This is a genomic window from Luteolibacter sp. (assembly GCF_039920825.1).
GTDB lineage: Bacteria > Verrucomicrobiota > Verrucomicrobiia > Verrucomicrobiales > Akkermansiaceae > Luteolibacter.
Window position 1 is genome coordinate 38,835 of sequence record NZ_JBDSCX010000042.1, and the last position, 22,104, is coordinate 60,938.

The window sequence follows — 22,104 nt, forward strand, 5'->3', positions numbered from 1 at the left end:
TTATGAGTGTGAAAGCGCTTTTTACCCTCATGCTCGCCACTTCGGCGACCGACGCGGACACCCTCCAACGCACGGACCTCGCCAAGCTGCGCGATCCTGCCCTCCGCGACGCCGAGGTCTCCCGCCTCGCGGAATGCGGCAAGGGCAGCAAGGTCCTGACCGGCTATCGATTGTTGACCGCAAATCAGAAGGACGGAAGTCCGCCGCTCCTGGTGTTGTGCGCTTCTCATGATTACCGGTTTCCAAGAGATCTAACACCATTCGGCGAATACAAGCTGGAGAACCCGGAGGAACTCTTCGGCAACATCGCAAGACCGATTCCCTTCTCGCTGGAGCCGAACTTGGATCTCGTCCGTGACAGCCAGCTCCTGATTTTCGATTCCGAGGGTCAGGAGGTCCGGCCTTTCAAAGGAAACAACCTAACCAGCAAAGGTTACTACTTCGATTTCGATCATGACGGGATTCTTGATCGCGCTGACTCCACGAATTTCGCCCTCGATCAATCTTCGAAAGACACCGCCGAAGTCTTCAAACTCCAGAGCATCGAGCCCAATCCACGTACCCTGCTGGAAGTCATCTTCAACTGGCACCCAAGTTCCGCAGCAGACTCCAACGATTGGACGTTCACTTGCTTTGATGAAAATCAGGACGGCATCCCGGAGATCGGCTTCGGGCCTGATTCCGCGACCAGCGAACCGGAGCAACGCAAATTCATCTTTCGTTGGAACCCGACCACCCGCAGCTTCTCCGCCGGCGAAATCCCCGCCCACTCCCACGTCCGCGTCATGACGGCGGGTGACACCCTCGCCTCCATCGGCACGTCAGGCGGACTCGGCTATCCGCTGCTCAAGGATTCCTCCGCTCCAGAAAAAGACGACGAACCCATTCCACCGTCGCCACAAGGCCCATACGTTTTCCATTCGTTCAAGGATAAGCCCGCCGCCGAACTCGCCGCGTTTTTCCAAGGAAAGCCCCGCCACGATTCATGGTCCGGCCCCGAAGACTCATTCCCTAACCGCCTTCCGGAGAAGTTCTGGGATCTCACCCCCAAGCAGGCGGCCATCGCTCTTGCCGAGGCCAACCGGACGCCCACCCACCGCGCCAAGTGGAAGCTGGCGCTGGATGATCGGGGCGGCATCGCTCCTCCCAAATCCGGTTGGCTGACTCTCGATTGGGGCTCATCGAGCTGTTATAGTTACAGTTCCCATCTTTTCGCGCTGCGTTTCGGCGTGCCGGATCCGGGCCTGACGGTCTTTGAATACAACTCCATCGGCGTGGTCGGCCGCAATCCATGGGCGGACCAACCAGCTCACAACGTGCGCGTTATCCAGCTATCGGAACAGGAATCGCGTTTTCTAGCAGATACTGTTTTCTGGCTGGATCGCATCCGCACCTTCTCGCCTGAAAAAACCGATCCCTTTCAATTTGGCAGAGGCACCACAGCGGATGGGAGGGCTACGGCATGCCTTTTTCCAGACGGAGCAGCCCCAAGTAAACTCGCGAAAGAAACTGTCTGGGCGACTTTCACCATTTCCGGCAGTTGGGATGATGCCTATTCAAAAACTACCTTTGTGAATCTAGCCGAATTTCTCATCGCGGACAATTTCCCAGCGACGCTCGGCGAGCGTTGGAATGTCGCTCCTGAAATCGGCAGGCATAGTCTGATAACGCCAACGAATCAGCGGCTCACGCCACGAGTGGACGATGACAACCGCCAGAAGCTATCAGATGCGTTCGCCGCCGTCCTCAAACAGCACGCCAGGGATCCCATTCCCGCAGCCGCCCTCGGAAGGCTGGTTCAGGCGGCTGGCGATGAAAGACTAACCGATCTCATCGATCCCTTGCGGAAATTGTCCGCCACTCTTCCTCCGGCCAACGCTGAAGACCAGGAATTCGAAACGCTGGAAAAGGCCTACGCAAATGACTACAAGGACAACCCCCGTCTGAATGAACTTAGGGACAAACGCGAATTTCTCCCCGCCGCCATCCTGCGGAATCCCCTAGCAGATACCCTCACCAAGCTCCGGCTCTCGGGAAATGCCGCCGAACTGAAAAGCGCGGTGAACGAGAATGGTCCCCAGTCCCAGTGGGCGCTCAATCAATTCCGCCGGCTCGATCCGAACGCCTGGTCGGAAATCATTGCCGGACAGTTCAAGAAAGCGGACGTGGAAAGCCGTCGCATCATTTTCCAAACCCTCGCCGCAGGCAATCCGACGGCCGCAAAGGAAATGATCGCGGACATCACCCCTGCCGAACACCTCGACCTCATCATCGAGATCGCCCGCTACCATCAGACACAGGATGTCGGCTCCTTACCCAAAGACCTCCCGGTCCTGATGACCTTGGTCCGCGACAGGTCCGCGAACTTCATCCGGCGAGGATCTGCGATGGAATTGCTGTCGGAAATCGCGCTGCCGCCGGACCAGCTCAAGGAATTCACCACCCTTCTCGTGGCGAAAATCCGAACGCCCCAGCAGGGTGAATATGGAATGAACACCCTCGATTCGGCCATCACGGCTATCAGCCGCTTGCCCGAGGCCGCGTCACATCTCGATGTCGTCACGTCCGCCCCCGGTCTGCTGGACCAGTCATTCAGCCCCGGTTTCGCAGCGGTTCTCCGCATGACCCGGAACCACCCGGATCGCAAAAAATTCATGACCGATTTCATTCGTCCCCGATTTCAAAAAGGCAACGGAATGATGAATGACATTTTCGTTACCGCACTCGCTCACGATCTCCGCGAACTCGCTCCCGAAATCGCGACGTTTGCCAGCGAAGGTACGGCAGTCGCAGATGGCGATGGAGCAAACTACTCGGGCGGAGGATTCAAAACTCCCGCAGGCCGGCGCTATCACATCGCCCGTGAAATCACCGCACTCTGGTCGGAAAGCGATCCCGTTACTGTCGGACGCCTGTGGGTCCGCTTCATCGCCGCTCATCCCTATCAGTTCTCGGAAGGGAATCCGGATCAATCGCTCCGCGAGCTGGCAACCCGCCAGGTGAACGGCCTGCCCAAGGAACAACTCCGCAAAGAGATCGATTCGGCAATCGAACTGATCCCGATCTCGAAGAATGATTCGGCTTTGGAAATCTGGCTCAGGAAACTTGCTGAAAATTGAAATCGCTTCATCGGCCGAACACCCGATTGTGACGATTCCGTCATGTGACAGGATGGTCACATGAGAGCCCTTGAGACGGGGTGACCGGCGGGAGAATGCTGCGGCCCTTCCAAATTCCGGGTCGTTTCATGACATTTTACCGCACTTTTCCTACGTTTTCGTGGCAGTTCAACGCTGTTCGGACGGCGATCTCCTGCCTGTGCGTCGGATTTGTCACTCAATTTCTATCAGCTCAGGAAATCACCACTTTCTACGTGCGCGAGTATCGGGTGGAGGGGGCAAAACGGCTCAAGGGTATCGAGGTCGAGGAGGCGGTGTATCCGTTTCTCGGGCCGGGACGGGGAGCGGAAGACGTTGAACAGGCCCGGGTGGCGCTGGAAAAGGTCTATCATGACAAGGGGTTCGAGACGGTGTCGGTGGTGATCCCGCAGCAGGACCCGCGGCGCGGGGTGATCCGGCTGCAGGTGGTGGAGGCGACGGTGGGGCGGCTGCGGGTGAATGGCGCGCGGTTTTTCCTGCCGAGTAAAATCAAGGCGGCGGCGCCGTCGGTAGCGGAGGGGCAGGTGCCGGACATGAACCAGGTGCAGAAGGAGATCGTCGCGCTCAACCGGTTGGGCGACCGCGCGGTGAAGCCGGAATTGCGCGCCGGCGTGGAACCGGGGACGGTGGACATCGATCTGAACGTGGAGGACAAGCGGCCGCTGCACGGGTCGCTGGAATTAAACAACCGTTACAGCGCGGACACGACGGCGCTGCGGCTCAACGGTTCGCTGAGTTATGGAAATCTCTTCCAGCTCGGCCACACGTTGAACGCGAGTTTCCAGATCGCTCCGGAAAACCTCGACGACGCGCAGGTTTACTCCGGCTACTATCAGGCGCGGGTTTCGGAAAAGCTCAGCCTGATGTTGCAGGGGACCAAGCAGAACAGCGACGTCTCGACGCTCGGCGGCGCGGCGGTGGGCGGCCGCGGCGAAATCGTCGGCCTGCGCGGGGTATGGGACCTGCCGGTGACCGACACGTTCTATCAGAGCTTTAGCTTCGGGATGGACTACAAGAATTTCCAGGAGGACATCGTCGTCGGCAAGGACACCGTTTCCTCGCCAATCGAATACTATCCGCTGGTCGCCAACTACAACGCCTCCTGGATCGGCAAGGACGGCTTCACCGAGCTCAACCACTCCCTCAATTTCCACCTCCGCGGCATGGGCAGCAGCGAAACCGACTACGCCAACAAGCGTTACGAGGCGGACGGCGACTACGTCTATCTGCGCAGCGACCTGAGCCACGTCCACGATCTCAAGGGCGGTTCGCAGTTGTTTGGAAAAGTCCAGGGCCAGATCGCCAGCCGGCCGCTGGTCAACGGCGAGCAGATCGCCGGCGGCGGACTGGAAAGTGTTAGAGGCTACCTTGAAGCGACCGCGCTGGGCGACAACGGGGTTTTCGGCACCGTCGAATTCCGCAGCCCGTCCTTCATCGGCACGCCGGATGCCAACGGCAAGCGCGCCAGCGAGTGGCGGCTCCACGCCTTCGCCGACGGCGGGCTGGTCGGCATCTACGACGCGCTGCCCTCGCAGCAGAGCCAGTACGGTTTCGCCAGTGTCGGCGGCGGCACACGTTTCATGCTGCTCAACCATTACAACGGCTCGCTCGACGTCGGCGTGCCGCTCATCAGCCAGACCCACGCCGACAACGGCGACGTCCGCGTCACCTTCCGCGGTTGGGCCGACTTCTAACATTACCTTCTTTCAAAAAATGAACCATCGATCCATCATCACCCCCGTCGGCGTTCTATCAGCCACACTCGTCCTCGCCGGCCACCTGCGCGCCGAGGACGCCTGGTGGAACAAGGAATGGACGCAGCGCCAGCCGCTCGTCATCGACACCGCGGCCGCCGGACTCGGGGAATCCGTGAAGGACGCCACCGTACTCGTCCGCCTGCCGTATGGCTCGTTCCAGTTCGAGGCCGCGAAAGAGGACGGCAGCGACCTGCGCTTCGTCGCCGCCGACGGCAAGACCGTGCTTCCCCATCAGATCGAAAGCTACGACGCGGGCCTCGGCGAGGCCTTCGTCTGGGTGAAACTCCCCGAAGCCGCCGCCAGCAAGGAAACCCTCCGCGTTTACTACGGTAATCCGGCCCCCGAAGCCGCCAAACCTGGCGACGTTTACGACGCCCATACCGTACTCGCCTATCACTTCGCCGGGCGCGGCGCGGCCCCGACGGATTCCACGGCCAACAAAAACAACGCGGAAACCACTGGCGCCACCGCCGAGGGCTCGATCGTCGGCGGCGGACTGCGCCTATCCGGCAGCGCGCCCGTTTCCATCCCGAACAGCCCCACGCTCGAATGGAAGGCCGGCCAGGAGCTGACAATCTCGCTGTGGATCAAACCGCTGTCGCTGCGCGAAAACGCCGTCATCCTCGGTCGCGGCGAGGGCGGGAACTCGTTCCGCCTTTTGCTCGACCAAGGCGTTCCCGTCGTCCAGCTCGGCACCGCCCGCAGCGCCGCCGGAGTCCCGCTCGCCGCCAACGTCTGGACCCACCTCGCCGTCACCGCCGACGGCAAATCCCTCGCTCTGTTAGCCAACGGCGAACCCTACGCCACCCTTGCCGGCGGCCTTCCCGCCCTCGCCACCCCCGTCGTCCTCGGCGGACCGGGAAACAGCGGATTCGCCGGCGACATCGACGAGCTCACCCTCTCCGACACCGCCCGCTCCGCCTCGTGGGTGAAACTCGCCGCCGTCAACCAGGGCTCCACCGACGCCGCCCAGCGCTTCCTCTCGTTAGGTCCCGTCGAGGGCGGCGGCGCGGAGGAACAAAGCAAGCTCATGGAGCACCTTTCCCTCTTCAGCGACATCGCCCACAACATGATGTTCGACGGCTGGATGGCCATCGGCGTCTGCGCTATCATGATCGTCGTCGGCTGGACCGTCGCCATCAAAAAGTTCATCTATCTGAACTCCATCGAGAAAGGCACGAAAGTTTTCCTCAGCCAGTGGAAATCTCTCTCCACCGACCTCACCGCCCTCGACCACGCCGACCAGTCCAGCGTCAGCAGCCTCGGCGGCCAGCTTGATCCCGCCGAACAGGGACTCATCGGCAAATCCCCGCTGTTCCACATCTATCAGATCGGTTCCGAGGAAATCCGCCACCGCCTCGACAAGGACGGGAGCCGCGTCGAAGGCCTCTCCGGCCGCTCCATCCAGGCCATCCGCGCCAGCCTCGACGCTGGTCTCGTCCACGAAAGCCACCGCCTGTCGGACGGCTTGGTTTACCTCACCATCAGCATCGCCGGCGGCCCCTACGTCGGATTGTTAGGAACCGTCGTCGGCGTCATGATCACCTTCGCCATCATCGCGAAATCGGGAGAAGTCAACGTCAACTCCATCGCCCCCGGCATCGCCTCCGCTTTGTTGGCCACCGTCGTCGGCCTCGTCGTCGCCATCCCCGCGCTCTTCATCTACTCATACTTGAACGGCCGCATCAAGAACTCGCTCGCCCTGATGCAGGTCTTCATCGACGAGTTCGTCGCCAAGATGGCCGAGTTCTACCGCCCCGCCCAGCAGGAACCCGACTCCACCGGCGGCGGCTCCCATTGATCTCCTCTTGATTCTTGAATCTGGACTCTAACGTCTCCCACCCATGGCCTCCGCCGACGAAAAAAGCTACGACGACATCAACGTCACCCCGATGGTGGACCTCTATCTGGTGCTGCTGCTCATCTTCATCATCATGACCACCGCCGGCGTGCAGGGCGTGAAGGTCAACCTGCCCAGCGCCAGCAAGGCGAGTTCACCGAAGCTCGACCAGCCCAAGACCCAGGCCATCACCATCGACACCGAGGGAAAAATCCGCCTCAACACCCTGCCCGTCACCCTGGCCGACCTCGAAACCAAACTCGCAGCCCTCAAAGCCGCCACCCCCGAGGTCCCCGTCGTCGTTAGAGGCGACCGCGCCAGCCAGTACCAGGGTGTCATGGACGTCCTCGATGTGTTAGGACGCGTCGGCATCACCCAGATTGGCCTCGCCACCCAGCCCGCCAAGTAGCCCGGCCTCTTCGATCTACCATCCCCGATCCACTATCCCCGATCTCTTCCCATGTCCCCGCGCCCGCCATTCCCGCCTGCCGCGCCCCAGCCCGGCAAACACCGCCTCATCATCAGCATCCTGCTCGCCCTCGTCTTGTTAGGCGGCGGGGTCTCCTACCTCACCTCCGGCGGCACGAGCTCCCGCAAAGCCGCGCCCAAGTCGGAAATCATCACCATCACCCTGCCGCCGCCGATCCTTCCGCCGCCACCGAAGATCGAGCCTCCCAAGCAGGAGCCCCCGCCTGATGACAAAAAAGAGGAAATCGTCGAAGAAAAGCCGGTTGATCTAACACCCCCCGACGACCCCGTCGAAGCCCCGCCCTCCGAAGACCTCGCCACGGGCATCCAGGGCAACGGTCCCGGCATGAATGGCCTCGGCACCAGCGGCAACGGCGGCCCCGGCAGTAACAGGACCGGCGGCCTCGGCGGCAAAAACCCATACGCCCGCTACTCGCTCTCCGCCAAGACCAGCATCGAGAACGCCCTGAAAAACGACCCCGTCACCCGCAAGGCCATCCTCGACGGACTCACCCTCGAGTTCTGGCCAGACTCCGGCGGCACCATCACCCGCGCCCGCATCCTCGGCTCCTCCGCCGGCTCCGTCCTCGACCAGGCCGTCAAGCGCGTCCTGGTCGGCCTCAGCACCCCGCCCGCGCCCACCGCCGCCCAGATGCCCGCCTCCGTAAAAATCCGCATCACCGCCCGCAAGTCCGGCATCTAACACCACTCTCATGTCTCCCATCCGTCCCATCGCCGCCACCCTCCTCCTTGCCGCCTCCAAGTGGCTGGGGCGTCTCGCCCCAGTCCGTGGTGGGAGCGTCTCGCTCCCAGCGCTTCTGCTTCTAGCCGCCACCGGCACGCTCCGCGCCGAAGAGGTTGTCACCGAGACCGCGCCCGTCACCCCGTCCGGCGAAGCCGCTCTATCAGAGACCCCCGATCCCGTCATCGACACCCCGCCCGCCGGCGACCTGCCCGCTCCGGCCCAGACCGCCGCGCCATCGCCCAACGTCACCGTCAACCTCATCAACCGCCTCGTTGAGAAAAAAATCCTCACTCGCGAGGAAGCCAACGTCATGATCCAACAGGCCCAGGCCGATGCCGCCGCCGCCCAACAGCAGCAACAGGCCCAGGCCGACATCGCCGCCCTGCCCCCCGCGCCCGGCCCCGACGACATGCGCGTCACCTACATCCCCGAAGTCGTCAAAAACAACATGCGCGACGAAATCAAACAGGAACTCATGGCCCAGGCCCGCGAGGAAAAATGGAGCGAGAAACACTACCCCGAGTGGACCGATCGATTCCGCCCCTTCGGCGACATCCGCGGCCGTTACGACGGCACCTTCTTCCCCGCCGGCAACGACGCCAGCGGCGCCTTCCCCAACTTCAACGCCATCAACACCGGACAACCCTTCGACACCTCCGGCACCCAGTTCTCCCCCCAATACAACGTGGACCAGGACCGCCAGCGCACCCGCCTGCGCGCCCGCTTCGGCACCGACATCTTGTTAGGCGACGGCTTCAACGCCGGCCTGCGTCTCGGCACCGGCGAGAGCAACTCGCCCACCTCCCCCAACCAGACCCTCGGCGCCAGCGGCGGAAACTTCTCCAAATACGCCATCTGGCTCGACCGCGCCTTCCTCAGCTACGACGCCGGCCCCGGCGACGGCCAGGAACTCACCTTCATGATGGGCCGCTTCGACAATCCCTTCTTCTCCACCGACGTCCAGTGGGACGACGACCTCGGCTTCGACGGCCTCGCCGTCCGCGGCAAGGTCAACCTAACCGACAAGGCCTCCACCTTCTTCACCGCCGGCTACTTCCCCGTTTACAACACCGACTTCAACTTCGCCTCCAACCAGCCCTCCAAATTCGAAAGCACCGACAAATGGCTCACCGGCCTGCAAGCCGGCATCGACTGGAAAATCACCAGCGACCTCAAGGCCAAATTCAGCATCGCCTACTACGACTTCAACGACATTTCCGGAAAACTCTCCGACCCCTTCATCCCCCTCAGCGCCAGTGACGCCGGCAGCACCGACACCACCCGCCCCGGCTTCGCCCAGCGCGGCAACACCTACATGGCCCTGCGCGACATCGACAACAGCACCGCCGCCAACGACTTCGGCAACAAATACCAATACCAATACTACGGCCTCGCCTCCGAGTTCCGGAATCTAACCATCACCGGCAAGCTCGACTACGACCACTACGACCCCGTCCGCCTATCCTTGTTAGGCGAAGTCACCAAAAACATCGCCTTCGACGCCTCCGCCATCAACGCCAAGGCCGTCAACAACCGCGCCGCCGGCAACAGCGGCAGCGTCGGCGCCTTCGACGGCGGCGACACCGCCTGGAACCTCGCCTTCCAGGTCGGCAAACCCTCCATGGAACACTTCGGCGACTGGCAGGCCGGCTTCGGCTACCGCTACGTTGAATCCGACGCCGTCGTCGACGGCTTCACCGACTCCGACTTCGGCGGCGGCGGCACCAACGTCCAAGGCTTCACCCTTGGCGGCAGCATGGCCCTCTCCCCCGCCGTCCGCGCCGGCCTGCGCTGGATGAGCTCCGACGAAATCACCGGCCCGCCCCTCAGCACCGACATCCTCCAGTTCGACATCAACGCCAAGTTCTAACATGATCATCAAATCCCCATCGTGGTTGGGACATCCTGTCCCAACCCTCCTTCTTCTCCTCCTCCTTGCATCAGGCTTCCAACCCCTCCACGCCGCCGAGCCCGCCGACCCATCAGTCAAACTGCGCGAACAACTCCGCGCCGTCATGCTCCAACTCCGCACCGCCCAGACCGAGAGCGCCAACGCCCAGGTCGCCGCCGCCGCCGCCGACCAGAAATCCAAAGACCTCGAAACCACCGTCAAAAACCTCGAAACCAAAAACACCAAACTCCTCAAACAAACCGCCGACGACAAAGCCGCCGCCGAAAAATCCACCACCGCCCTCCAGGCCAGACTCACCGACCGCGACCAGCGCATCCTCCAGCTCAACGACGCCCTCGCCCAGTGGAAAGACGGCTATCAGAAAGCCGTCACCCTCGCCAAAGCCACCGAAGAACAACGCGCCAAACTCGCCGACCAAGCCATCCTCGACCAGCGCGCCATCGCCGACCTCCGACGCAAGAACATCTCCCTCTTCAACACCGCCAACGAAATCCTCGACCGCTACGAAAACTACTCGTTAGGCAAAGCCCTCTCAGCCCGCGAACCCTTCATCGGCACCACCCGCGTCAAAGTCGAAAACCTCGTCCAAGGCTACAAAGACAAAATCCTCGACCAACGTATCGCGGCACCTGCGGCAAAGCCCTGAATGTGACGCAATCGTCACTATCCAATTCCCTCGAAATCGCGGATCAGTGAGACCGGTCGTAGTCCAACGACGCCGGATGATTCAGTACTTCTCCAACTTTCTATTTCATGAAGCCAAACCGTTTCTATTTCCGTACGACTTCGATCTTCAGCACCCAGCTAAAATACGGCGCCCCCGTCTTCATCGGCTTCACCTTCCTCATCAGCGGACTAACAGCCAACGCCGGCGACATCCTCCGCGGCGGCAGCCCCGCCTCCAACAAACCCGGCCGCGCCGGCTCCAACACCCACAGCCCCGCCGCCACCGACGCCGCCCGCGCCAATGCCCGCGACACCCTCGCCCGCACCACCCGCACCCTCGACTCCATCCGGGCCATGCAGACCGCCGCCCGTCAGGCAGCCCTCAAAAACGGCGGCAACCATCTAGGCAAAAACCCTAAGAAACCTACCTTCACCCTGCCCGCCGTCCCCAATGGCCTCGGTGCCGGCGGCCTGCAAATCTCCCCCACCGCCACCACCGACCCCACCCAATGGACCGGAGCCAACCTCCCCGTCCAACAGGTTAAAAAGAACGGCAAAACCCAGGTCACCATCAAACAAACCGCCCAGCAAGCCCTCCTCAACTGGGAGAGCTTCAACGTCGGCAAAAAAACCACTGTCACCTTCGACCAGACAGCAGGCGGAGCCGACGTCGCCAAATGGATCGCCTTCAACAAAATCAACGACCCGTCCGGCAACCCGACCCAGATCCTCGGCAACATCAAGGCCGACGGCCAAGTCTATCTGATCAACACCAACGGCATCATCTTCGGCGGCAGCAGCCAGGTCAACGCAAGAGGACTCACCGCCTCCAGCCTCCCGATCAACACCAACCTCATCACCCGCGGAATCCTCAACAACCCGGATGCGCAGTTCCTTTTCAGCGGTCTCGACATTCCCGCCGGGATTAACGGCACCCCCGCGTTTACTCCGGATCCTTTCACGGGCGAGTATGGCGACATCACAGTGCAAGCCGGCGCGCGACTCACCAGCCCAGACAACGCTGCAAAAACAGGAGGACGCATCACTCTGGTTGGGGCGAACGTCACTAACAACGGTACGATCTCGACTCCTGATGGCCAAACGATCCTCGCCTCCGGCCTGCAAGTCGGCTTCACCGCACACAGCTCCGCCGATCCCAGCCTGCGTGGCTTGGACGTCTATGTTGGCGCAGTTGGCCCCTACGCTGGAACAACAACGAACAACGGCATCATCGAGAGTCCGCGCGGCAGTATCACCATCACTGGAAAAAATGTAAACCAATCCGGTGCTCTCACCAGCACGACCTCGGTCGCTCTGAACGGGCGCATCGATCTGGTGGCAAGCTACGATGCCATCCCCAATACCGCATACGACCAGACGGGAAGCTCGGGCGGCGCCCCGTTTCTTTACCAGAAATCTGGCACGGTGGAAATTGGCGAGGGCTCCCTCATCAGCATACTGCCAGAACTCGACAGCAAAGAAACCACGATCGGCACCGAACTGGCCCTGAAATCCCAGGTGGTGATCTCCGGCAAGGCTGTCCATCTCGGCAAGGACTCGATATTGTTAGCTCCGAACGCCTCGGTTGATTTGACCGCCGGCGAATGGATACTGCAGGGAGGGAATGCTCCGACCAGCACGTTCATCCCGTCATCAGGTCAGGTCTATCTGGACGAAAATGCTCTGGTGGACGTTTCCGGCTCCGTGAATGTGGCGGTGCCCGTCACACAAAACTTCATCTCCGTGGATCTCCGTGGAGCCGAGTTGGCGGATTCCCCGCTCCAACGCGAAGGCATCCTCCGCAACGTCACCGTAACGGTGGACATCCGCGATCAGGCAATCTATCAGAGCGGACTCTGGGTTGGCACTCCTCTCGCAAATCTATCAGGTTTCGCCAACCTGATCCAGAAATCGGTCGGCCAGCTCACCGTCGCCGGAGGTACCGTCAACATCAGCGCCGGCAGTTCGGTGGTGATGCAGAAGGGCTCGAAGATCGATGTTTCCGGCGGCTCCACGGTGTTCAAGCCCGGCATGGTGCACACCACCCGGTTGATCACCAGTGACGGGCGTCTGGTGGACATCAGCCAAGCCACACCGGACGTGATTTACAAAGGCATCTACGACGGGACCTTCACCGAGCAGAACGTCAAGTTCGGTGTCTCCAACATCTATCACGGATCACTGGCGCCGGATGGCAACTACTACGATCCCGGTTCAATCCAAGGTGCCGCCGGCGGGAAGCTATCGATATCCGCTCCCGCCATGGCTCTCGACGGCACCCTGCTGGGCCGGACGACCAACGGAGAAAAGCAACGTTTGACGCCTGCCAAGCCCGCCTCCTTGAGCCTGTCATTCACCGCAACGGATAAAACCTATCCAAAATTGCCGGATTATTCGCCGACTCCTCCGGTGCTGACCATTGGAAATTTCAAAACGCAGTCTCCGGTGGGAGCCTTCACGCTTGATGCCGAGGGCAATCCGCTGGCCCTGGACGCAGCGCGTGTCGAAAATGTCCAACTCTCCCCGGACCTCATGACCAAGTATGGGTTTGGTGTGTTGTCGTTGAACAACCCGGACGGCAAGATCATCCTCCCAACCGGTGTCAAACTGGATGCTTCGAATGGAGGGGAAATTTCATTCAATGCCTCCGTAATCGATATTGAAGGCAAAATCACCGTCCCGGACGGAAAACTTTCCTTCCGGTGCCCGAACATCTCCCTCGGCACGTTGAATTTTCTCAACAATTCCTCCGGCACCAGCCTGCCAGAGGCGGTCAAGGGAGCGGGAGTGTTCACCCTTGGAAAGTCCGCATCTATCAGCACGGCGGGCCTGCTGGTGGATGATCGAATCGACTCGGCGCAATCCGGCCAGTTGCCATTGGCAATCGATGGCGGATCGATTTCCATCAATGCGTTCTCCGCCGAGCTGTCCACGGGCGGAAATCTCGACGTTTCAGGTGGCGCCTCGTTGGATCCCCTCGGTAAAGTGACCTATGGAAAGGGCGGATCGCTCGCGATTTCCACAGGCAGGGACCTCAACATCACGGGCGTACTTGGAGGTCACTTGTCGCTCGGCGCGACGATGAGCGGTTTCTCGGGCAGCACTGCGGGAAGCTTGTCGATTGGAGCGCCAGCAATACAGGTAGGTGGCTCAACGTCCAATCCTGGAGTACTCCTGCTCCAGCCGGATTTCTTCAATGAGGGAGGCTTCGGCACTTTTTCACTAACAGGAACAGGCTTGGCCAGCGATGAGCCGGCGGAGTTTGTCACCGGGATCAAGATCGCCTCCGATGCCCGGATCCATCCGATCGTCAAGGGCTTGAGCGCAGTCATCGATGAAGGAACCTTTTCTTTGCGGAAAATCACCCAGGAGGAAGGGATTCGCGCGCCTGGATCCATTTCCTTCAATGCGCTAGGTGGAGCGGATCAATTGACCGGAGCCTTTCTCGGTCGCGGGGACCTGCTCATGGAACAAGGAGCTGTGATACGCACCGACGCCAAAGGAACCGTCAGCGTGAGCGGAGACACCGTGACCCTGTCCGGTTCCATCATCACCCCTGGCGGCTCCATCAACGTCGCTGGTGCCGGACGTTTCCCAACGGGTGACCCCAACCAGTTTCTGCCTACCGTCCTGATTGGAGGAACCGCGTCATTGTCCGCTGTTGGCAAAACCCTTCTTATACCAAACGCATTGGGTTTGAGACAGGGACAGGTATTGGCCGGCGGCTCGATTTCACTCACAGGCAACATCGTTTCCGAGCGCGGTGCGGTGTTGGATGTTTCCGGAACCCGTGGAATTCTTGATCTGCCTCCATCTGCTTCCACCTTGGATCAAACCACTCTCCCCTCGCCCGGAAGCACGAAAACCGTGCCAGTGGAAATCAGCTCTAACGGCGGACGAATCACGCTGACGGGGGCTAAAATGCTGTATTCGGACGCCACTCTCATCGGGCGCGCCGGAGGCTCCTCGGCCATTGGAGGAACCGTCACAGTTTCATCAGGCCGCTTTGTGGAGGTGGGTGCCGCGTCCAATTCCGCCGAAGCGAATCTCGTGGTCACGCAGAATGGTTTCCTGGTTCCTTCGAATTTCGTTTCCCGCGGACTAGGGACCACACTAACAGACTCATCGGGTGCGCCGAAGCCGGGCATTGGCAATTTCATCGTCTCCTCTATCAAGTCGGGCGGCTTCGATTCGCTCGCGCTCAATGGCAACGTGAAATTCGAAGGTGACGTGAAAATCAGCCTCCCCGGTTCGCTTCGAATCGCCACAGGCGGCGCGGTCTATGGCGAAGGCAGGATGGATCTCACAGCGGCTTACGTGAACATCGGGCAGGCTTTTACCGCGCCAAGGCTTCCGACCGAGCAATTCTTCCTCTTCACCCAGTCAGACACCGCCGGCTTCGTAACCCCTTATGCGTTCAGCCCCACCCACGGAACCGGGGATCTCCACGTGAACGCCGACTTGGTCGATATCGGAAATATCTCCCTGCAGGGAATCGGCACGGCTAACTTTAATGCGAAAAACGGCGACATCCGCGGCAACGGCACACTCGACGCCGCGGGTTCGCTCACATTCAAGGCTGGGCAGATCTACCCCACCACTGCCAGCCGATTCAATATCTTCTCCTATGACTACATCGACGGGGCCGCGACAGTCGGAGGATCAATCTCATTTCTATCAGGATCAGACCGCCAATTGCCGCTTTCCGCGGGCGGAACTTTGGGCGTTTACGCATCCAGAATCTCCCAAGGTGGAACCTTGCGGGCTCCCATCGGAACCATTCAACTCGGTTGGGATGGCACTGGAACCGCGCCGGTGGATCCCATCGCAGGTGGCACCGCAGCCAGACCCGTCACTTCGCTGCTCACCCTCAATGCGGGCGGACTGGTTTCCGTCTCAGCGATCGATCCCGTAACCGGCAAAAATCTAACCATTCCCTACGGCCTCAGTTTGGATGGAAACTCCTGGATAGACCCGGCGGGCAATGACATCACCGTCAAAGGACTCCCCGGGAAAACCGTCGAGCTCTCGGCAACCAAATTGGTTACTGAAAAAGGTTCCACGGTCGATGTCAGTGGTGGTGGCGATCTTTACGCCTACCGCTGGGTTTCCGGAAACGGCGGGACGAAGGACATTCTCGCATCATCCACCGGATTCGCCATCATCCCGGACTACTCCGCGATCTACGCTCCCTACGCCCCTTTCAATCCAGATTCCGAAGCGACCAATCTGGGGGGGCAGTCCGGCTATGTTAATCCGACTCTCAAGGTGGGTGACCGGATCACCCTCGCCGCCAGCTCCGGACTACCCGCAGGTTCCTACACTCTCCTGCCGGCACGCTATGCCCTTTTACCTGGCGCTTTCCTCATCACTCCCCAGTCATCCCCTCCTGCCGCGCAAACGACGAAACGTGCGGACGGTTCGTGGATCGTATCCGGCTATCGCTCCAACGATCTTGATGCTTCTCGTGTCGGCGCCACCGTCATCGGCGCCTTCGAAGTAGCCTCAGCCAAAGTGATACGGCAAAGAGCCGAGTACCAGGATAATCTCGCTAACACCTTTCTCAGGGATGCCGCGCTCAGCCGCGGCTTCGCAGTTCCCAGATTGCCGGTGGATGCGGGACACATCTCGTTCTCATCATCTTCGGTCATGAAGCTCGAAGGCAGCGTGACATCCATCACCCCGGAGAACGGGCGCGGCAGCGCAATCGACATCAACAGCGCCGCAAACATTCTCATCAATGACACCGGACGTGGTGGCAACAGCGGAGACCTGGTCCTATCATCCGGACTTCTCAACAGTTTCGGAGCCGAAAGCCTTCTCGTTGGCGGCCTTCGCAGCTTCAATGAGGACGGCAGCCAGGTAACCGTCAACGCATCGAATCTAACTCTCGACAATCCCGAAACATCTCTAACCGGCTCCGACGTGATTCTTGTGGCCAGTGATGAACTTCACTTGGACGCGGGTGCCGGGATTACCGGTACCGGCAGCGGTGATTTGGACAAGTTATGGATCGGAAATGCCGACGACATCGGCAGCGGTGACGGCACGCTGGTCCGGGTAAGTGGCGGCGCATTCGCCCCCGTTACCCGCAGGGGCGTAAGTCCTTCCGTGGCTCCCAACCTGGTCGTTAGGCGAAACGTAAGACTCGAGGGTGGCGGAATCGTGCTGGATTCCACCGCAGGCACCAGCCTCGCGGAATCCGCCCGCCTGAACGCGGATAAGGTCTCCCTCAACAGCGGCCAAATCAGTATCAGCCTCAACAAACCCGGCGCTCTGAAACACACCACCGGACTGGTGCTGGCGGGAGACGCCCTGTCTTCTTTGCAGAATTCCGCCAAACGGCTGGCCCTTTTGAGTTACACCACCTTGGACATCTATGGCACGGGGACCATCGGGTCGCAGGCAGTTGAAAGCCTTTCCTTGCAAGCCTCAGCCATCCGCAGCTTCCATGCCGGTGGCGGAACGGTTTCTCTAACAGCAGCCAATCTGTCGCTCGGAAACAGTGCCGGCAGCGCGGCTTCCTCTCCCTTGTCCGGGCCACGATCAGGGTCGATCATCTTCAACGCGGACCAGATCACGCTTGGAGCCAATGCCCTCCGGGTCGAGGGCTTTACCCAAACCACCCTCTCCGCCACCAATGCCATTCTGACTTCCGGCGAGGGATCTTTTGAGGCCACCGGCGACCTTGACCTTCGCACGCCGCTCCTCACGGGAGCCAGCGTTTCCAAATATCAGATCGGCTCTCTGGGTTCGCTGCGGTTAGACCGGCTCGCCGAGAGCAGTCCTCCCCCATCATTTATCGGTGGTATTGGTGCGGCTCTCACCCTCCAGGGTGCGAGCGTGGAGGTGAATGGCGATATCACCCTGCCCAGCGGAAATCTCACCCTCCGTGCGACTTCAGGTGATCTCGCGATTGGCGATACTGCGGCTTCATTGCTTGATCTCGGCGGCACCTCCACCACCTTCGTTGATACGGTCCGCTACACCAGCGGCGGCACCGTCAATCTCATTTCAGATACGGGTTCCGTGACGATGGCTGCGGCTGCGAGCATCAATGTTTCAGCGAAGCCAGGCGGGGGCAACGCGGGAGCGATCAACGTGAAAGCTCCTGTTGGAATCTTCGATCTGAAGGGAGTAATCACGGGGACTGCGGGAGCAACCGGAAACCAAGGGGAATTCTCGCTGGACATCGGTTCGGTGGCAGGCGGCCGACTTGCCAGCTTGGATGCGGCCCTCAATGCGGGGAGCTTCACCCAGTCCCGCGATTACCGGATCCGCAACGGCAATGTGAACATCGACGGCCTTGCCACATCCCGTATCTATCGGGTTTCCGCCGACTCCGGAAACATCCGCGTCTCCGATACGATCGACGCCTCGGGCCTAACCGGCGGCATCATTGACCTTATGGCTACAGGCAACCTGACCATAACAGGCCCCGAACTCGATGACAAAGGCCAAGTGATTAAACCTGGCTCGCTGCTCAACGCTTCAGGGGCCCAATTCGATTCCGCCGGCAAGGGCGGGTCCGTCACTCTCGAAGCAGGCAATCAGCGCAACGGTGTTTCCAGCAGCACGGCGGTGCTCGACCTCCAATCAGGATCCACCATCAATCTCTCCGTCGCTGCGGCGAACACCAAAAGCGAATCGCTTGGCAAATTCTCCGGCACCCTCCACTTGCGGGCTCCTCGCAATGCGGAGAATACCGATCTGCAGGTCAACTCCATCGGCAGTTCTATCAAAGGCGCCTCGAGTATTCTGGTAGAAGGCGTGAAACTTTATGATCTCACCGGAGATGGCAACATCACGTCAACGGTGCAGGACACCATTAAATCCGAAGCGGAGGATTTCCTCGGAACTGCAGGCACCACCACCGCGGCTTACTCCGCCATGCTGAACCGTCTCTCGTCGCTCCAACCTTCTCTCGATCTGATCCTCGCCCCCGGCGCGGAGATTTATAACCGCACCGGAGATCTGGTACTCGGCTCGCCCACTTCCACTGCAACGAGCGATTGGAATCTGGAGACGTTCCGTTTCGGACCCAAAGGTGCCGCAGGCGTTCTAACGCTCCGCGCTGCGGGCAATCTTACCTTCAACAACGCCTTGAGCGACGGATTTTCGGGTGACAATCTCTGGCTGGCTCCGCTGATGGCCTATAACCCGCTGCTTCCGGCCAACTCGCAGTCTTGGTCGCTGCGAATGACTGCGGGGGCTGATTTGTCCGCATCAAATTTCCGCGCGGTCAAGCCGCTGGAATCTCTTGGGGTTGACTCCGGCCTGTTCCAACTTGGGAAAAACGCGGGAACAGCCACCGCCACGGGTGGCACCAATGCCCAGACCTCGTCCATCATTGGCGACCTCTATCAGGTGATCCGCACCGGTTCGGGCGACATCGACATCCAAGCCGGAAGAAGCCTTCGTTTGTTAAACCCCTTCGCCTCGATCTATACAGCAGGCACCAGCCTCGCTGATCCCACTACGGTCAACACCTCTAACGACTTCGTGACGCCGATCCTCAACCGCAATATTTCCCAAGGCAATCTCGGGAGGGCCCAACAGACGTATGCCGCCCAATATAGCATGGCGGGCGGCAATGTCGCCATCACCGTCGGCCAGAACATCGAACGGAAAACCCTCAACAATTCCGGCCTCATTGACGATTCATCACGCCAGCTTCCCAATAACTGGCTTTATCGCAGGGGCTTGGTGGGCCCGGACGGGACCTATGGCCAAGTGAGGATCGGATCTGGATTCGGTGCATCCACCGATCTGGCGGCTTCCACCACCTGGTGGGTGGATTTCAGCAACTTTTTCCAAGACGTGGGAGCCCTCGGGGGCGGAAACATCGACCTCGTGGCCGGGAACAACATCACGAACGTGGACGCCGTGATTCCCACCAATGCCCGCGCCGCCCGCGGCATCCCCTCGGCGGACGCGTTCGTCGAGCTCGGTGGTGGCGATCTTCACGTCACCTCGGGCAACGACATCAGCGGAGGGGTTTACTACGTTGAACGCGGTCACGGAACCCTCAATGCCGGTGGAAGCATCACCACCAACGCGACCCGCTCGCCATCCTTCGGCCTTACCACCAATCTCAACGATCCGGACACCGCGCGACTCGATCCCCTCACCTGGATGCCCACCACTTTGTTTATAGGGAAGTCCTCATTCGATCTCACCGCAGCAGGTGATCTCCTGATGGGGCCGGTGGCCAATCCTTTCCTCCTGCCACAAGGTCTGAATAACCGCTTTTGGTATCGATCCTATTTCTCCACGTTATCCGCGGACAGCACGGTCAGCGCACTGTCGCTCGGAGGCGATGTCACCGTTCGTAACGCCGTCACCTTGCCCGTGCAATTCGGTCCCGAGCCCGCACTGAAGGCGTGGTATGAAACCCAACTCCTGCTCACCAACTCCCCGTCCTCGACCGCGTGGTTCCAGCCCTGGCTGCGGCTTGCTGAAACCAATCTGGGGGCATTCTCGCCGGTGTGGTCCCTATCGGCATCCAGCCTCTCGCTCTCGTCGCTTGCCGGAAACGTCAATCTGTCCGGTGACATCACACTCAATCCATCTCCTTCCGGCCAACTTGAAATCGTGGCATCAGGTTCGGTCAATGGCCTGAATCCCACGGGGCTTTCCAGTTTCCTCGTCCCCGGACGGTCAGTCCAGTCGTGGACCTCCGCCACGATCAACCTATCAGATGCAAATCCTGATTCGATTCCATCGGGCCTTTCCCCTCTAACATATTTCAAATACCTCCCAACCGGAGCCAATCCTACGAGCGAATCCACGACCGATTTCATGTCCGGTCTTGCATCGCTGTTCACTGAATCCGGCTCCTATATCGGCACCAATGCCGTGCTGCAGACCCGCCAGGCCCGCCACACTCCCGGCGGGCTCCATTCACAGGACAGCGATCCGCTCAGAATCTATGCACTCGACGGCGACCTGTCCGGACTCTCCGTGTTCTCCGGGAAATTCGCCCGCATCTCGGCGGGCAGGGATCTCACGGATGTCTCTCTCTATCTCCAGAATTCCACGGCATCGGACGTGTCGGTGGTGACGGCGGGAAGGGACATTGTCGCCTCCAATGGCTCAAGCCCTTCAAGGGTTGCCGCCTTGTCGGATGGCAACGCCCTGTCCCTCGGAGAACCTCAACTGGCAGGAGACATCCAGATTTCCGGACCCGGCACCCTGCAGGTTCTCGCCGGCCGCAATCTCGATCTGGGAACCGGCTCCAGCAACACGGACGGCACCGGAACAGGCATCGTTTCCATAGGCAATAACCGCAATCCCTACCTTCCCGCCCAGGGTTCCGATCTGGTCGTGGCAGCCGGTATCGGCCTCGCCGCGTCGCTCTCATCCAGTCAGCTCGCGCTCAATACATTCATCGAGCAATTCGTATCCACCTCCCAAGGCTCGGATTACCTTGAGGAAATCGCTCCCGGCGTGGACTTTTCCAAACAGTCGCGGGAGCAGCAGGCATTGCTTGCACTTGAGGTCTTCTATCGAATCCTGCGCGACACCGGCCGGGACTACAACGATCCTGATAGCCCGGGATACCGGAAATACGATGCAGGCTTCGAGGCGATCAAGGCGCTCTTCCCCGAAAAAACCAAATGGGATGGAACCGTCCTCACCCGGGCCCGCGACATCCGCACGCGAAGCGGCGGTGACATCGGCATCATTGCACCCGGTGGCGGGTTGAAAATGTCGGAAACCACCATCGGAAACCCTCTGACTCCTCCTGGCATCATCACCGAATCAGGTGGCTCAATTTCACTCTTCGCGGATCAGAGTGTGAACATCGGCATCGGACGGATCTTCACGCTCCGCGGCGGCGACGTGGTCATCTGGTCCTCCAAGGGCGATATCGCCGCAGGCTCCTCATCCCGGACCATCCAGTCCGCTCCGCCTACTCGCGTGGTCATCGATCCCCAAAGCGCTTCGGTCGAGACCGATCTTGCCGGTCTGGCCACTGGGGGTGGTATCGGAGTGCTGGCCACCGTAGCGGGAGCCAAACCCGGCGATGTGGACCTTATCGCCCCTACGGGAATCATCGACGCGGGTGACGCCGGCATTCGTGTGAGCGGCAATATCAACCTGGCCGCCCTCACGGTCGTCAACGCCGGAAACATCTCAGCGGGAGGCACCAGTACGGGTACTCCCTCCACCACGGTCAGCGGGCCAAGTATCAGCACGGTAACGAGTGCCTCGAATGCCGCGGCCGCCACCAACAGCACGGCGGCGAATCAGCCGGAGAAACAACCATCCGAAATGCAAACCGCTGCGGATGCAGCACCTTCTATCATCTCCGTGGAAGTCATCGGCTACGGCGACGGAGGTGGCGCTGCCGACGACGAGGAGGATGACGACGGAGAGAAGCGCGGGAAAGCGGCGGAAACGACCGCACCCTAGGACGCGGCCTTTGGAGGACAGGCTTACCGCCGAAAGGGATTTCAAGCTATTTGTCGTTAAAAATCAATGATCTGGAATGTGACGAAGTTGGCATATTTTTGAGATTTGAAAAGCCGGTCTGAAATCAAAATGTGTGCCCA

8 protein-coding genes are annotated in these 22,104 nt (G+C 60.4%); all 8 read left to right on the plus strand.

The features are described 5' to 3' along the window. Positions 1 to 29: 29 nt before the first annotated feature. Positions 30 to 3,119, plus strand: coding sequence for a hypothetical protein (locus tag ABIQ96_RS12660; protein WP_348214963.1), 3,090 nt, complete (start codon positions 30 to 32; stop codon positions 3,117 to 3,119). A gap of 128 nt (positions 3,120 to 3,247) precedes the next feature. After that, positions 3,248 to 4,852, plus strand: a complete 1,605-nt coding sequence (locus ABIQ96_RS12665) for a POTRA domain-containing protein (protein WP_348214964.1) — start codon at positions 3,248 to 3,250, stop codon at positions 4,850 to 4,852. A 19-nt stretch (positions 4,853 to 4,871) separates the two neighbouring features. After that, the gene (locus tag ABIQ96_RS12670; protein ID WP_348214965.1) at positions 4,872 to 6,716 is read left to right on the plus strand and encodes a DUF2341 domain-containing protein; all 1,845 of its coding nucleotides are present in this window, start codon (positions 4,872 to 4,874) and stop codon (positions 6,714 to 6,716) included. A gap of 43 nt (positions 6,717 to 6,759) precedes the next feature. Beyond that, positions 6,760 to 7,164, plus strand: coding sequence for a biopolymer transporter ExbD (locus ABIQ96_RS12675; RefSeq protein WP_348214966.1), 405 nt, complete (start codon positions 6,760 to 6,762; stop codon positions 7,162 to 7,164). Positions 7,165 to 7,215: 51 nt separating this feature from the next. Further along, positions 7,216 to 7,926, plus strand: coding sequence for a hypothetical protein (locus tag ABIQ96_RS12680; RefSeq protein ID WP_348214967.1), 711 nt, complete (start codon positions 7,216 to 7,218; stop codon positions 7,924 to 7,926). A 10-nt stretch (positions 7,927 to 7,936) separates the two neighbouring features. After that, positions 7,937 to 9,838, plus strand: a complete 1,902-nt coding sequence (locus tag ABIQ96_RS12685; RefSeq protein ID WP_348214968.1) for a putative porin — start codon at positions 7,937 to 7,939, stop codon at positions 9,836 to 9,838. Position 9,839: 1 nt separating this feature from the next. Then, entirely contained in the window at positions 9,840 to 10,526 is a 687-nt protein-coding gene (locus tag ABIQ96_RS12690; RefSeq protein WP_348214969.1) for a phage major capsid protein, read from the plus strand. A gap of 107 nt (positions 10,527 to 10,633) precedes the next feature. Then, positions 10,634 to 21,964, plus strand: coding sequence for a filamentous haemagglutinin family protein (locus ABIQ96_RS12695; protein ID WP_348214970.1), 11,331 nt, complete (start codon positions 10,634 to 10,636; stop codon positions 21,962 to 21,964). The last annotated feature ends 140 nt before the right edge of the window (positions 21,965 to 22,104 follow it).